This is a genomic window from Streptomyces chartreusis NRRL 3882, from assembly GCF_900236475.1.
GTDB classification, from domain to species: domain Bacteria; phylum Actinomycetota; class Actinomycetes; order Streptomycetales; family Streptomycetaceae; genus Streptomyces; species Streptomyces chartreusis_D.
The window spans coordinates 6,362,983-6,375,848 of the sequence record NZ_LT963352.1 but is presented as its reverse complement, the minus strand read 5'-3'; the positions used below and the strand labels follow the sequence as shown (position 1 = coordinate 6,375,848).

Here is a 12,866-nt window from a genome sequence, read left to right as displayed (position 1 = left end):
TCAGTGACCGTACGGCGAACGGCCCCACCCATATCTGACGGGTGGGGCCGTTTCCCGTTCCTCAGCCACGCCTCAGGCCCAGCACCTCCACCGCCGCGAACGTCTCCCCGGCCGGCCGGTCCGCGTAGTACGGCCCGAGAACGGCCTCCAGCTCCTCGTACGTGAAGGTGTCCTGCTTGCTGTCGAACCGGGCGGCGACGCGCGGCCGTTCGACGACGGCCACCATGCCGCCGTGCACCACGAGGAGTTGCCCGTTCACATGGGCGGCCGCGGGCGAGGCCAGATAGCCGACGAGCGGGGCCACGTGCTCGGGGGCGAGCGGGTCGAGGCCGCCCGCGGAGGGCGGTTCGACGCCCGCGAAGACGTCCTCGGTCATCCGGGTGCGGGCGCGCGGGCAGATCGCGTTGGCCGTGACGCCGTACTTGCCCAGAGCGAGCGCCGTGGACGTGGTCAGGCCGACGATCCCGCCCTTGGCGGCCGCGTAGTTGGGCTGCCCCGCGGAACCGGCGAGGAACGCCTCGGAGGAGGTGTTCACGATCCGCCCGAACACCGGCTCGCCGGCCCGCTTGGACCGCTCCCGCCAGTGGGCGGCGGCGAACCGGATCGTGTTGAAGTGCCCCTTGAGGTGCACGCGGAGCACGGCGTCCCACTCCTCCTCGGCCATCGAGAACACCATGCGGTCGCGCAGGATGCCCGCGTTGTTGACCAGGATGTCGAGCTTCCCGAACTCGGTGACGGCCGACTCGACGAGCTCGCGCGCCTGCCGGAAGTCCGAGACGTCGCCGGTGTGCGCGTGTGCGGTCCCGCCGGCCGCGCGGATCTCGGCGGCGACCTGCTCGGCCGGCCCGGTGGAGGCCTCGCCGGTGCCGTCGCGGCCGGGCTGCCCGTAGTCGTTGACGATCACGGCGGCGCCGAGCCGGGCGAGTTCGAGGGCCTCGGCCCGGCCGAGCCCGCGGCCCGCGCCCGTGACGATCGCGGACAGTCCCTGGAGCGGCAGCGGCATGGCGGTGTCCTCACATCTCGATGCACGTACGCAGGGCGGTCCCGGTCCGCATCTGGTCCAGGGCCTCGTTGATGTCGGCGAAGGGCACCCGGTGGGTGATCAGGCCCGCCAGGTCGACGCGGCCCGCGCGCCACAGGGCGACGGTGCGTTCGTAGGAGCGCAGGATGTCCCCGCCGCCGTACATGGACGGCAGGATCCGCTTCTCGTCGAAGAACAGCTCGAACATGTTCAGCTGGAGGAAGTCGTCCATGGCGCCCGCTCCGACCACGACGAGGGTGCCGCCGCGCCGGGTGTTCTCGTAGGCGGCGCGTGCGGTGGCCGACTTGCCGACGACCTCGAAGACGTAGTCGAAGCCCTCGCCGGCGGTGACCTGCTGCTTGGCATCGGGAAGTTCGTCGGGCGAGACGGCCTTCGTGGCCCCGAACCGCAAGGCCGCCTCGCGTCGCGTCACGACCGGGTCGACGGCGACGATCTCGGCCGCCCCGCACAGCCGGGCCCCCTGGATCACGGAGATGCCCACGCCCCCGCACCCGATGACCGCCACCGACGAACCGGCCGCCACGTCCGCCGTGTTGAGCGCGGCGCCCAGCCCGGTCGTCACCCCGCAGCCGATGAGGGCGGCGATGTCGAAGGGCACGTCGTCGGGTATCGGAACCGCGCACCCGGCGTCGACGACGACCTCCTCGGTGAAGGTGCCGGTGCCGGCCATGCCGAAGACGTCCCCGCCGGGCCGCCTGAAGTTGGGGGTGCCCGCGTTCATGAAACCGGCGAGGCACAGCTCGGTCTGTCCGCGCTTGCAGGCGGGACAGGCACCGCAGGCGGGCAGCCAGCACACGACGACCCGGTCACCGGCCGCCAAGTGGCCCACGCCTTCGCCGACTTCGAGGATCTCGCCCGCCCCCTCGTGCCCGGGCACGAATGGCCCGGGCTGCGGCAGCACCCCGCTCATGGCGGACAGGTCCGAGTGACACAGCCCCGCGGCGCGCACCCGGATCCGCACCTTGCCGGGTCCGAACCCCACCGCCTCGACGTCGTCGAGGACCTCCAGCTTGTCCTGGCCGATCTCGTGCAGTACGGCTGCGCGCATGGTGCGGCTCCCCTCGTACGGCGTGTGGGACTCAGGTGTGTTCGACGACGGTGTCGGCGAGGACCGGCGCGTCGTCCCTCTCGACGGCGCTGACGGCGACCCGGATCTCGCCGTCCAGGCGCCACATGCGGATGCGCAGCGTCTCGCCCGGGTAGACGACGCCGGCGAACCGGGTGGCGTACGAGCGAACCCGGGTCACGTCCCCGTCGAGCAGCGTGCCGACGACCGCCTTGAGCGTCATGCCGTAGGTGCACAGCCCGTGCAGGATGGGCCGGTCGAACCCGGCGCGCTTGGCGAACTCGGGGTCGGCGTGCAGCGGGTTCCAGTCCCCGGACAGCCGGTACAGCAGGGCCTGGTCCTCGCGGACGTGCCGTTCGACGACCCGGTCCGGCTCGCCGGCGGGCGGTTCGAGCCGGGTGGACGGTCCCCGGTCGCCACCCCAGCCGCCCTCTCCCCGGACGTAGATCTGCGCGTCGTTGGTCCACAACGGCCCGTCGCCGTCGGCCACGTCGGTCCGCATGACGAGGACGGCCGCCTTGCCCTTGTCGTACACGGCGGCGATCCGGCCGGTGGCCCTCGCGCGGCCCCGGGCCGGGATGGGGCGGTGGATCGTCAGGCTCTGCCCGCCGTGGAGGACGCGGGCGAGGTCGACCTCGACGCCGGGCATGGACAGGCCGCTGATCACCCCGGGGGATCCGGCGCCGGCGACGGTGGCGAAGCTCGGCAGGACGTGCAGCCGCGACTCCAGGGTGTAGCGCAGCTCGCCGGGGTCGGTGGCGGGGACGCCCGCGCCGATGCCCAGGTGGTAGAGCTGCACGTCCTTGTGGTCCCAGGAGAGCTCGCCGGTCCGGGGTTCGGCGGCGAGCGCCTTGGCTGCGTCGATGGGCATGGGGCTCCTGATCGCCGTGGGAAGGACCTCGGCACGGCCGTCCGCACCGTCGGCCGCACCGAGGCCGTCTGCGGCCGAACTGGAACGCGTTCCAGTCCTGCGCCCTCTGTATAGCCCAGGCCTCCACAGTTGTGAAGCCTCCTGACGTCGTGTCAGATAACCGCCGGGTGAGACACGGCCCGTGACACTCGATGTCGATGCGACGGACGCGCACCCGGCGGTGGCGGAACGGGCGTGACCGTCCGCTGTCCGCACCCCCGGCGACCAGGGGGCGGGACGCCGTACGACCCGCGTCGGCGTGTACGTTGGCCGCTGGTCCGCGCGCGCCACACGTATGCGTACAGGTACACGTACGCATCGACGGCGCCGGCAACGGCTGAGGAAAAATGGAGCACATGGCACGCGTCGCCGTCATCACCGCGCCGAACATCGGATACCGCAACACCGGCATGCTGACCGTCGACTTGGCGTTCGAGTCCCTGCGGCGGCGTATGACCCCCGAGATCGACGCCACCTGGTACACCCTGCACACGCCGGAGACCGTGCCCCTGCGCGAGAGCGCGCGAGGCACGGACTTCCCGTTCCGGTTCCACCCCCTGGCCGAGCACCTCGACTCGCTCCGCGACCACGACGCGGTGGTCTTCTGGGGCGACTTCCTGCACACCCGGCACTACCTGGAGCAGGACGCCACGAACCGCCTGCTCGACTTCGGTTTCGCCGAGGACCGTGCCGCGGCCCGCACCCTCCTGAACCGCACCCTGCTCTTCGCGGACCAGCCGGACGAGCTCCTCGCGCGGACCCTCAGCTACGGCGGGACGATCCTGCACAACTCCCAGTCCGACTACGAGGACAAGGAGTACGGCCCCCTGTTCTCACGCCTGGTGACGCGAAGCCGTCGCGTCTGGGTACGCGACCCGCTCTCGGCGGCGAAGATCGCGCATCTGCGCGGGGACCGTACGACCGACTACTTCGGTTCCGACGCGGCGCTGCTGTCCCGCCCGGGCGACCTCGGCCACCTGCCGACGACGGAATGGTCCCGGGCGGTCCCGGACGGCGGCGCGATCGGCGTGTTCCTCGGCGCGCGGACGCAGATCCCCGAGTGGCTGCCCGCCTTCTGCCAGGACCTGTCCGAGCGTCTGGGCGCCCCGCTCGAGTGGCTGCCCTGGTTCGACCGGGACGTCCCAGCTCCGGTCGGTCACATCGCGCAGCGCCCGGGCCGGCACACCGTCGGCGACCTGGTGGGGGTCCTCCCCCGCTACCGTCTGGTCATCACGGACACCTACCACCTGTGCGTCAACGCCTGGGGCGCCGGGACCCCCGCGGTGTGCGTCGGCGCGCCCGAACCGGCTCCCAAGACCCACGACGACTACCTGACGCTCAGCGACGTGAAGAAGCACGTCTTCCACATGGCGTACGACGCGACGGACTTCTACGTGTCCACCCTCCCCGACACCCGGGAAGGCCACGAGCGCCGTATCGACCGGCTCGCAGGCCTCGTGGAGGGCGGCGGGGCCGAGGCCGTGGCCACCCGCATCCGCGCTCACGCCGATCATTCGGCGGCCGCGTTCACGGGAACGCTGGCCTCGTTGCTGGACGCACCCCGGCGCCCCGGGAGCCCTACCCTTGGCCCGTGACCGACAGCCCCATCCGCGTGCTGCTCGCAGAGGACCAGGGCATGCTGCGCGGTGCGCTCGCGCTGCTGCTGGGGATGGAGGACGGCATCGAGGTCGTCGCCCAGGTGGGGGCCGGTGACGCGATCCTGGACGCCGCGTTCGCCCACCGCCCCGACGTCGCGCTCCTCGACATCGAACTCCCGGGCAGGAGCGGCCTGGAGGCCGCCGCCGACCTGCGCGCCCGGGTGCCCGACTGCCGCGTGCTGATCCTCACCACCTTCGGCCGGCCCGGCTATCTGCGTCGCGCCATGGAGGCGGGCGCCACCGGTTTCCTCGTGAAGGACGGCCCCGTGGAGGAACTCGCCGCCGCGATCCGCCGTGTCCTGGCCGGCGAGACCGTCGTCGACCCGGCCCTCGCCACGGCCGCGCTCAGCGCCGGCCCCAGCCCCCTCACCACGCGCGAGAGCGACGCCCTCAAGGCCTCCGCGGACGGCGCGACGGTCGCGGACATCGCCACCCACTCCACCTCTCTGAGTCCACGGTCCGCAACTACCTCTCCTCGGCCATCGGCAAGACGGGCACCCGCAACCGCACGGAGGCCCTGCGCGAGGCCCGCCGCCAGGGCTGCTGTGAGAAATCAGCCCCGCCGGAACAACGCCGTCCACAGGAATCCCTCGCCGAAGCACCCCGACTCCTCCGGCTCCTCCCGCATCCGCCGCAGTTCAACTTCGGTCAGGCCCGAGAAGATCTCCCGCAACGACTCGGGCGTGTACGCGAGCCCACCCCCGAGGCCGTTCGCCTCACGGTAGAAGTCGGTGTCGGACAGCTCCGACCCCATCCCGCCGGCACCGGCGGCGAAACACGTCAGGCCGAACAGGCCCCCGGGAGCCAGGACGTCGTCCAGCAGGGCCACATAGCTGATCCGCCGGTGCGGAGGCAGATGGTGGAAGCAGCCGGAGTCGTAGACGAGGTCGTACGGCCCGGTGAGTTCTGTGCGTGCGAGCGCGAACGCGTCCCCGCAGTGGAACCGTACGCCGTCCGTCCCCGCCTCACGGGCCCGTTCCCGGGCCCAGTCGACGGCCGCCGGAGCCAGGTCGACGGCGTCCACCTCGAACCCCCGCTCCGCCAGGTACAGCGCATTGCGTCCCGGCCCACACCCCAGGTCGAGCACCCGCCCGGCGCCGACGAGCCCACCGTCCACCCAGGACACCAAGCTCTCGTCCGGCTTCGCCACGAAGAACGGCACCGGCCGGGAACGGTCGGCGTAGAACCCGTCCCACCAACCGGCGCCCCGCCCCGTCCAGCGATCGACCTCGGCCACGAACAGCCCGTCAAGCAGCGCGAGTACGTCGTCGACAGTGCGTATGTTCCGGTCCATCCGGCCCCCTTTCACGTCCGCCAACCGTAGGCCGGGAGAGGGTGAAAGGCCAGGTCAGGATGGCTTCTCGGCAGAAGCGGGAGGCGTTGTGCGGCTTGCCGCCCTCCGGTGACGCCATCCGCCGTCCGACCACTCGGTCCCCGGGCCGAAACACCCGCGGCGCGCCTTCCAAGGCTCGTCACGCACCCATTCCGGACCACGCGGCAGGCGCTCTTTTCCGGTGTCGGCGGCCCTACCGCTCCCCCGCCTCGCGGGGCAGCCAGACCCACATCAGCACCAGGCCGGCCGCCAGCACCGCGGCCCCCACCCGGAACGCCAGCGCGTATCCCTCCGTCAGCGCCGCAGGTGTCCCGCTCCCCGCCGAGCGTGTCGCCGCCAGTGTCGACAGGACCGCCAGGCCCAGTGAACCGCCCATCGTGCGGGAGGTGTTGACGAGACCGGACACCAGTCCGGCCTCCTCGGGTGCCGCGCCGGACGTGGCCAGGGAGGCCAGCGGGGTCGCCGCCAGACCCGCGCCGAGCATCATCAGGACTCCGGGGACCAGGATCGTCGTCGCGTACGCGCCCTCGGGGGTCATCGTCGACTGCCAGCCGAACCCCACCACCGCGACCAGCGTCCCCAGCACCGCCACGTTCCGGGGCCCCAGCCCCCGCATGAGCCGGGGCGCGAGCTTGGAGCCGAGGATGACGGCCAGGGAGCTCGGGACCAGGGCGAGCCCGGCCTCCAGCGGGGTGTAGCCCAGGACGTTCTGCGCGTACAGGGTCATGAAGAACCACATGCAGAACATCGCGGAGCCGCACAGGAACATCGCCACGTTCGCCGACGACACCGACCGCAGCCGCAGCAGCCCGAGCGGCATCAGCGGACTCCCCGTCCGGGCCTCGACCGTGAGGAACAGCCCGATCAGCGCGAGCCCGGCGAGCAGCGGCAGCAGCGTGGCCGCCGCCGTCCAACCCGCCGCCTCCGTCTGGGAGATGCCGTAGGCCAGCGTGCCGAGCCCGCCCGTCACGAGCAGCGCGCCCGGCAGGTCGAGCCGCCGCCCGTCCCCGGCCCGGCCCTCGGTGAGGAACCAGGCGGCCCCGCACAGCACGACCGCCCCCACGGGCACGTTGATCAGCAGTACCCACCGCCACGACAGCGTCTCCACCAGCAGCCCGCCGACCAGGCCGCCCGCCGCGCCACCGCCGGCACCGACCGCCGTCCAGGTCCCGATGGCCCGGGCCCGGGCGGCACCCTCCGGCACCGAGGCCGTGAGGATGGTCAGCGTCGAGGGCGCCAGCACCGCCGCCCCCAGCCCCTGCGCGGCCCGCGCCACCAGCAACTGCCAGTCGTCCTGCGCCAGTCCGCCCGCCAGTGAGGCCAGGGTGAACAGGCCGAGCCCGACGAGGAACATCCGCTTGCGGCCGTAGAGGTCCCCGGCCCGCCCGCCGAGCAGCATGAACCCGGCGAAGGCGATGGCGTAGGCGTTGACCACCCACTGCAGGCCCTGCTCGCTCAGCCCGAGCCCGGTCCGCATCGACGGCAGCGCCACGTTGACGACGGACACGTCGAGCACGACGAGGAACTGCCCGGCACAGGTGAGCGCGATCACGAGCCAGGTGGGCGGCGCGGCACGGCGGGGCGTACGGGTCATTTCGGCGGCTTCGAGCATGGGTGTCATGCTCTCAACCACTCCATGCTCCCGGCATCGGGATTTCGACCTAGGGCGTCGCACCGCAGACCTAGGCCGTTCCCCCGCCCCCACAGCCCTGGGCCCCTTCCCCAAGAGAAGGTCAAGATTTCGTTAGAGTGCCAAAGCAACGGAATAGTTGCCTGCGCATACGAGGTTCACCGTCCACGTAACCCCGTGAGCGCGTAACCACGCAATCCCCGACCTTCCCCGGCCTGGAGGCCCCACTCAATGACGCAGACGACGACAGAACGTCCCGCCGGCAGAGCGAGCGGGGCCGTGGTCCCGGTGCTCGCCTTCGCGGGCATCGTTGTCGCGGTGATGCAGACCCTGCTCGTCCCGGTCATCAAGGACCTGCCGCAACTGCTGGACACCGCCCCCAGCGACGCCACCTGGGTCCTGACCTCGACCCTCCTCTCGGGCGCGGTGGCCACCCCGATCATGGGCCGCCTCGGCGACCTCTACGGCAAGCGGCGCATGCTGATCACGAGCCTGGCCGTCATGGTCGTCGGCGCCCTGGTCAGCGCCTTCACCAGCGACCTGCTGCTCATGATCGCCGGCCGTACGCTCCAGGGCTTCGCGATGGGCGCCATCCCCCTCGGCATCGGCCTGATGCGCGACATGCTGCCCCGCGAGAAGCTCGGCTCGGCCATGGCCCTGATGAGCTCCTCCATAGGCGTCGGCGGCGGCCTCGCCCTGCCCGCCGCCGCCCTGGTCGCCCAGCACACCGACTGGCACGCCCTGTTCTACGGCGCCGCCGGCCTCGGTGTCCTCGCCATCGCCCTCACCCTGCTCGTCGTGCCCGAGTCGCAGACGCGCGCCGAGGGCTCCTTCGACCTGCCGGGCGCCCTGGGTCTGTCCACCGGGCTCGTGCTCTTCCTGCTGCCGATCACCAAGGGCAGCGACTGGGGCTGGACCTCCGGCACCACGCTCGGCCTGTTCGCCGCCGCCGCGGTCGTCCTGGTCCTGTGGGGCGTGATGGAGCTGCACGTCAAGGCCCCGCTGGTCGACCTGCGCACCACGGCCCGTCCGGCCGTCCTCTTCACCAACCTCGCCTCGATCATGGTCGGCGTCTCCTTCTACGTCGTCTCCCTGGTCCTGCCCCAGCTGCTCCAGCTGCCGAAGTCCACCGGCTACGGCCTCGGCCAGTCGATGGTCGTCGCGGGCCTGCTCGTCGCGCCGCTCGGCCTGACGATGATGTTCACAGCGCCCGTCTACGCCCGGCTCTCCGCGAAGTACGGCCCCAAGGTCACCCTGATCCTCGGCCTGCTGATCATCGCCATCGGCTACGGCGCCGGTCTCGGCCTGATGAGCGCCCCCTGGCAGAGCCTGGTCATCTCGGTCCTGCTGGGCGCGGGCATCGGCCTCGCCTACTCCTCGCTGCCCGCGCTGATCGTGGGCGCGGTCCCGGCCTCTGAGACGGGCGCGGCGAACGGCCTGAACACTCTGATGCGTTCCATCGGCACGTCGGTGTCGAGCGCCGTGATCGGCATGGTGCTGGCGAACACCGCGGACAACGTCGGCGGCGTCGAGATCCCGACCATGCACGGCTTCCGGCTCTCCTTCCTGATCGCGACCGGCGCGGTCGCCGTGGGCCTGCTCCTGGCGCTGTTCCTGCCCGGCCGCCGCCCGGCCGCCCACCCGCAGCTGCGGGCCAGCAGCGAGGAGGACGCGAACCTGGAGCGAGCCGAAGCGGTGCTGCGCGGGTTCCGCGGCCGCGTGCTGGCGGCGGACGGCTCCCCGGTCGCCCGCGCCAAGGTCACGCTGATCGACCGCCGGGGCCGCCAGGCCGGCGCGACGCTCTCCGCCGAGGACGGCGCCTACGTCCTCACCGTCCCCGCTGGTGGCTCCTACGTCGTGGCCGCGCGCGCCCAGGGCCACGGCCCGCTCGCCTCGTCCGCGACCCACACGGGCGACGACCGTCCGGTCGACCTCGACCTGTCGCTGCCGGGCGAGACGGTCTCCGCCTGACCCCGCCGCCCACCCGTACCCCCTGTCACCCCCCGGCAGGGGGTACGGCACCATGGGCGCCCGGACCGTCGTACGACCGAGAGGAAGCCCATGCCCGCGGCCCCGAAGCCCGAGATCCTGGCCGCGTTCGAGGCGGCGAAGGGGTTCATGCCCGTCGGTGAGGGCCTGGCGCTGTACGCGGCGGCGGTGGAGGCCGGGCGGCTCGGGCTGCCGCTGCTGGAGGTCGGCACGTACTGCGGCCGCTCCACGGTCCTGCTCGCCGACGCGGCCCGCGAGGCCGGCGTCACCGCGCTGACCGTCGACCACCACCGCGGCAGCGAGGAGCAGCAGCCGGGCTGGGAGTACCACGACCCGGAGACGGTCGACCCCGAGCTCGGCCTGATGGACACGCTGCCCACGTTCCGCCGCACGTTGCACCGGGCGGGCCTGGAGGACCACGTGGTCGCCCTGGTCGGCCGTTCCCCGCAGATCGCGGCGATCTGGCGGACCCCCCTCGGTCTCGTCTTCATCGACGGCGGCCACACCGACGAGCACGCCACCGCCGACTACGAGGGCTGGGCCCCGCACGTGGCCGAGGGCGGCCTGCTCGTCATCCACGACGTCTTCCCCGAGCCGGAGGACGAGTTCACCGGCCAGGCCCCGTACCGCGTCTACCTCCGAGCCCTGGCCTCCGGCGCGTTCACGGAAGTCTCGGCGACGGACTCGCTGCGGGTCCTGCGGCGCACCGGCCCGGGACTCTAGGAGAACGGCTGGGCGGGTGAACTGCGCCCTGTGCACCCCCTCCCGGTCGGCCCACGGGCGGCGTGGCGCGTCGGTGGGCGACCGCCGCTGCCCAAGGATCCGGGCGCGTGGCACACACCTTCGCAGAGCTCGTGGAGAAGCAGCGCGCGGCGGACGAGGCGTACACCCGCGTGCGGCAGCTGCAGGACGCGTACGGACCGCCCACCCAGACCAAGTGGAGCGGCCAGCAGACCACCACCTGGGAGACCGCCTGGCGCGCCTGGCGCGACCTCGCCCGCGACGTCCAGGCGGCGGTGACCGCGTACGCGAAGCAGGAGGGCACACCGCGCCAGGAGATCGAGGCGCGGGTGAAGGAGGCGGTACGGCACGGGGACCCCGACGGGAACGAGGAGTAGCCGCCACCCGTCGGGCCGTCCTCGGCCCGCTGCCGCCGGGCGACGGCCGCTAGGGTGGCACCGTGTCGTACGTAGGCCCGGACTTCGAACCTCCCCAGCCCCGCCGCCCCCGCCGCGGCCCCCTGACCGTCGCGCTCGCCGCGCTGGTGCCCGGGGCGCTGCTCGGCTGGCTCGTGTACGAGACGGTGGGCGGCTCGGGGGGCGACGGCGGGTCGGGCCAGGCCACCGTGCGGTCCTCCCCGCCCTCCGTGCCCGCCTCGTCGGGTGCGCCGACGGACGACGGCAAGAAGCCGAGCGCGTCGTCTTCGCCCACGGCGTCGTCGACCTCCGCGCCCGCCCCGGCCTCCGGGCCGCTCAAGGGAAAGGTCGTCGTCATCGACCCCGGGCACAACCCGGAGAACTTCCAGCACCCGTCCGAGATCAACCGCAAGGTGAACATCGGGACGAACTGGAAGGAGTGCGACACCACGGGCACGTCCACCAACGACGGTTACACCGAGGCGAAGTTCACCCTGGACGTGGCGCACCGGATGCGCACGCTCCTCGAAGAGCAGGGCGCCACGGTGAAGCTGACGCAGGACAGCGACCGGCCGTACGGCCCGTGCGTGGACGAGCGGGCCCGGATCGGCAACGAGGCGAAGGCCGACGCCGTGGTCTCGGTGCACGCGGACGGCTCGGGCGCCGGCAACCGCGGCTTCCACGTCATCCTGCCCGGCGCGGTCCACGCGGGCGCCGCCGACACCCGCGCGATCGTCGCCCCCTCGCGCGATCTGGGCGAGCGCGTCGCGGGCCGTTTCGTCGCCGTCACCGGCAGCGCGCCGTCCAACTACGCCGGCGACGGCACCGGTCTCGTCACGCGTAAGGACCTGGGCGGTCTCAATCTGTCAACGGTTCCCAAGGTGTTCATCGAGTGCGGCAACATGCGCGATAGCAAGGACGCGGCGCTGCTGACCAGTGGCGCGTGGCGGCAGAAGGCGGCGCAAGGGATCTCTGAGGGAATCGTGAGTTTCCTGCGCGGGTAGCTCTCGGCGGGCTGATCCGGGCGGACACCCTGGTCGGGCGGACGATAGTGTCCGTCCGTACGATGAGGGGCCACCCCCGCGCTTCCCACCCGGGCCCGAGGGCATGGTGACAGCGACGCCTCTACCGACGATGAGACGACCTACGAAGGACCTGAAGTGAATATCCGCTCCCTCACTCGAGGCGACGGCGTGGTGATCGGTGCAGCGGTGTTGCTGTTCATCGCGTCGTTCCTCGACCTCTACTCGTTCGACAATGTCCCCGACAGCGTCGACCTCCCCAGCCTGTGGGGAAGCGGTCCGGTCGTGTTCAGCGTCGTACTGGCGGGGATCATCGGCGCGGCGCTCGTCGTCGTCGCCCGGGGTCTGCCGCAGGTCCCGAAGATCGCGGGTCTCGACCTCGGTCAGTTCGGCGCCGCCTTCACCGTGTTCGCCGCGTGGAGCGCCCTCGGCAACATCTTCGACGTGCCCGGCGGCTTCGACAACATCGGCAACAACGCGGACGACGGTGCTCCGAGCCCCGGCATCGGCCTGACCCTCGCCCTCGTCGCCACGCTGCTCCTCGCCGCCGCCGCCCTCGCCACGCCCCTCATCCCGGCCCTCAAGGCCGCTCTCATCCCCGCCCCGCGCCCGGCCGCTCCCCAGCCCTACGGCGCCCAGCCCCCCGGCGGTTACGGCTACCCGGGCGCACAGCAGCCGGGTGGTTACGGCCACCCGCAGCCCGGACAGCCCGGACCCGGGCAGCCGGGTCAGCCGTACGGCGGCCAGCCCCAGCCCCAGCAGGCCCAGGCGCCGCAGCCACCGGCCGGGGACTTCTCGCCGTTCTGGTTCGCGGTGCCGGTGCCCCGGCCGCTGTTCGCCGAGGACGGTTCGCCGACCCCGATCGCCGAACTCGCCCCGGGTACGTGGTACCTGGCGGTCGAGCAGCGCGGCGCGGCCCTGGTCGCCCAGACGCAGGACGGCCGCCGCGGTGTCCTCCAGGACACGTCGGGCATCCAGCGCGGCTGAGCCCCTGAAACGACGTACGGCCCCTCGCCCTTCCGGGTGAGGGGCCGTTGCCGTACAGTCGTCGCCCCACCGGCTGACGAACCGTCAGGAGGC

The 12,866-nt window shown here is 72.5% G+C and carries 10 protein-coding genes and 2 pseudogenes; 7 read left to right on the top strand and 5 right to left on the bottom strand.

The window, feature by feature from the left end:
* Nucleotides 1-61: 61 nt before the first annotated feature.
* From SCNRRL3882_RS28840 to SCNRRL3882_RS28830, 3 genes are read right to left on the bottom strand one after another with little or no spacing between them, the layout of a single operon-like run.
* Nucleotides 62-1,003, bottom strand: a complete 942-nt coding sequence (locus tag SCNRRL3882_RS28840) for a 3-oxoacyl-ACP reductase (protein ID WP_010048464.1) — start codon at nucleotides 1,001-1,003, stop codon at nucleotides 62-64.
* 10 nt (nucleotides 1,004-1,013) lie between these two features.
* Nucleotides 1,014-2,090, bottom strand: coding sequence for a Zn-dependent alcohol dehydrogenase (locus tag SCNRRL3882_RS28835; protein ID WP_010048463.1), 1,077 nt, complete (start codon nucleotides 2,088-2,090; stop codon nucleotides 1,014-1,016).
* 31 nt (nucleotides 2,091-2,121) lie between these two features.
* Entirely contained in the window at nucleotides 2,122-2,979 is an 858-nt protein-coding gene (locus SCNRRL3882_RS28830; protein WP_010048462.1) for a MaoC/PaaZ C-terminal domain-containing protein, read from the bottom strand.
* Nucleotides 2,980-3,374: 395 nt separating this feature from the next.
* Between SCNRRL3882_RS28830 and SCNRRL3882_RS28825 the strand changes: the two genes are divergently transcribed.
* Together SCNRRL3882_RS28825 and SCNRRL3882_RS28820 are read left to right on the top strand one after the other, a co-directional pair.
* Entirely contained in the window at nucleotides 3,375-4,613 is a 1,239-nt protein-coding gene (locus SCNRRL3882_RS28825; RefSeq protein WP_040904414.1) for a polysaccharide pyruvyl transferase family protein, read from the top strand.
* Between the two features lie 41 nt (nucleotides 4,614-4,654).
* Nucleotides 4,655-5,217, top strand: a pseudogene (locus SCNRRL3882_RS28820) (DNA-binding response regulator); the annotation flags it as partial.
* Between the two features lie 12 nt (nucleotides 5,218-5,229).
* On the opposite strand, the gene SCNRRL3882_RS28815 reads toward SCNRRL3882_RS28820, so the two are convergent.
* Complete coding sequence (locus tag SCNRRL3882_RS28815) at nucleotides 5,230-5,970, bottom strand: class I SAM-dependent methyltransferase (protein WP_010048457.1); 741 nt, start codon at nucleotides 5,968-5,970, stop codon at nucleotides 5,230-5,232.
* Nucleotides 5,971-6,202: 232 nt separating this feature from the next.
* Nucleotides 6,203-7,630, bottom strand: coding sequence for an MFS transporter (locus SCNRRL3882_RS28810; RefSeq protein ID WP_029181768.1), 1,428 nt, complete (start codon nucleotides 7,628-7,630; stop codon nucleotides 6,203-6,205).
* 234 nt (nucleotides 7,631-7,864) lie between these two features.
* Between SCNRRL3882_RS28810 and SCNRRL3882_RS28805 the strand changes: the two are divergent.
* The 5 genes and pseudogenes from SCNRRL3882_RS28805 to SCNRRL3882_RS28785 all read left to right on the top strand — a co-directional run.
* Nucleotides 7,865-9,610: pseudogene (locus SCNRRL3882_RS28805) on the top strand (MFS transporter); the annotation flags it as partial.
* Between the two features lie 90 nt (nucleotides 9,611-9,700).
* Complete coding sequence (locus tag SCNRRL3882_RS28800; RefSeq protein WP_010048453.1) at nucleotides 9,701-10,351, top strand: class I SAM-dependent methyltransferase; 651 nt, start codon at nucleotides 9,701-9,703, stop codon at nucleotides 10,349-10,351.
* Between the two features lie 107 nt (nucleotides 10,352-10,458).
* Nucleotides 10,459-10,746, top strand: a complete 288-nt coding sequence (locus tag SCNRRL3882_RS28795) for a hypothetical protein (RefSeq protein ID WP_010048452.1) — start codon at nucleotides 10,459-10,461, stop codon at nucleotides 10,744-10,746.
* A 62-nt stretch (nucleotides 10,747-10,808) separates the two neighbouring features.
* Nucleotides 10,809-11,768 (top strand): N-acetylmuramoyl-L-alanine amidase, encoded by a 960-nt coding sequence (locus SCNRRL3882_RS28790; RefSeq protein ID WP_010048451.1) that lies wholly within the window; start codon nucleotides 10,809-10,811, stop codon nucleotides 11,766-11,768.
* Nucleotides 11,769-11,924: 156 nt separating this feature from the next.
* Nucleotides 11,925-12,773 (top strand): DUF5336 domain-containing protein, encoded by an 849-nt coding sequence (locus tag SCNRRL3882_RS28785; RefSeq protein ID WP_010048450.1) that lies wholly within the window; start codon nucleotides 11,925-11,927, stop codon nucleotides 12,771-12,773.
* Nucleotides 12,774-12,866: the final 93 nt, after the last annotated feature.

Excerpts from the sequence above, each read along its gene's own strand:
- SCNRRL3882_RS28800 (WP_010048453.1), top strand. The coding sequence starts at position 9,701 with ATGCCCGCGGCCCCGAAGCCCGAGATCCTGGCCGCGTTCGAGGCGGCG.
- SCNRRL3882_RS28840 (WP_010048464.1), bottom strand. The coding sequence starts at position 1,003 with ATGCCGCTGCCGCTCCAGGGACTGTCCGCGATCGTCACGGGCGCGGGC.
- SCNRRL3882_RS28815 (WP_010048457.1), bottom strand. The coding sequence starts at position 5,970 with ATGGACCGGAACATACGCACTGTCGACGACGTACTCGCGCTGCTTGAC.
- SCNRRL3882_RS28835 (WP_010048463.1), bottom strand. The coding sequence starts at position 2,090 with ATGCGCGCAGCCGTACTGCACGAGATCGGCCAGGACAAGCTGGAGGTC.
- SCNRRL3882_RS28810 (WP_029181768.1), bottom strand. The coding sequence starts at position 7,630 with ATGACACCCATGCTCGAAGCCGCCGAAATGACCCGTACGCCCCGCCGT.
- SCNRRL3882_RS28825 (WP_040904414.1), top strand. The coding sequence starts at position 3,375 with ATGGCACGCGTCGCCGTCATCACCGCGCCGAACATCGGATACCGCAAC.
- SCNRRL3882_RS28830 (WP_010048462.1), bottom strand. The coding sequence starts at position 2,979 with ATGCCCATCGACGCAGCCAAGGCGCTCGCCGCCGAACCCCGGACCGGC.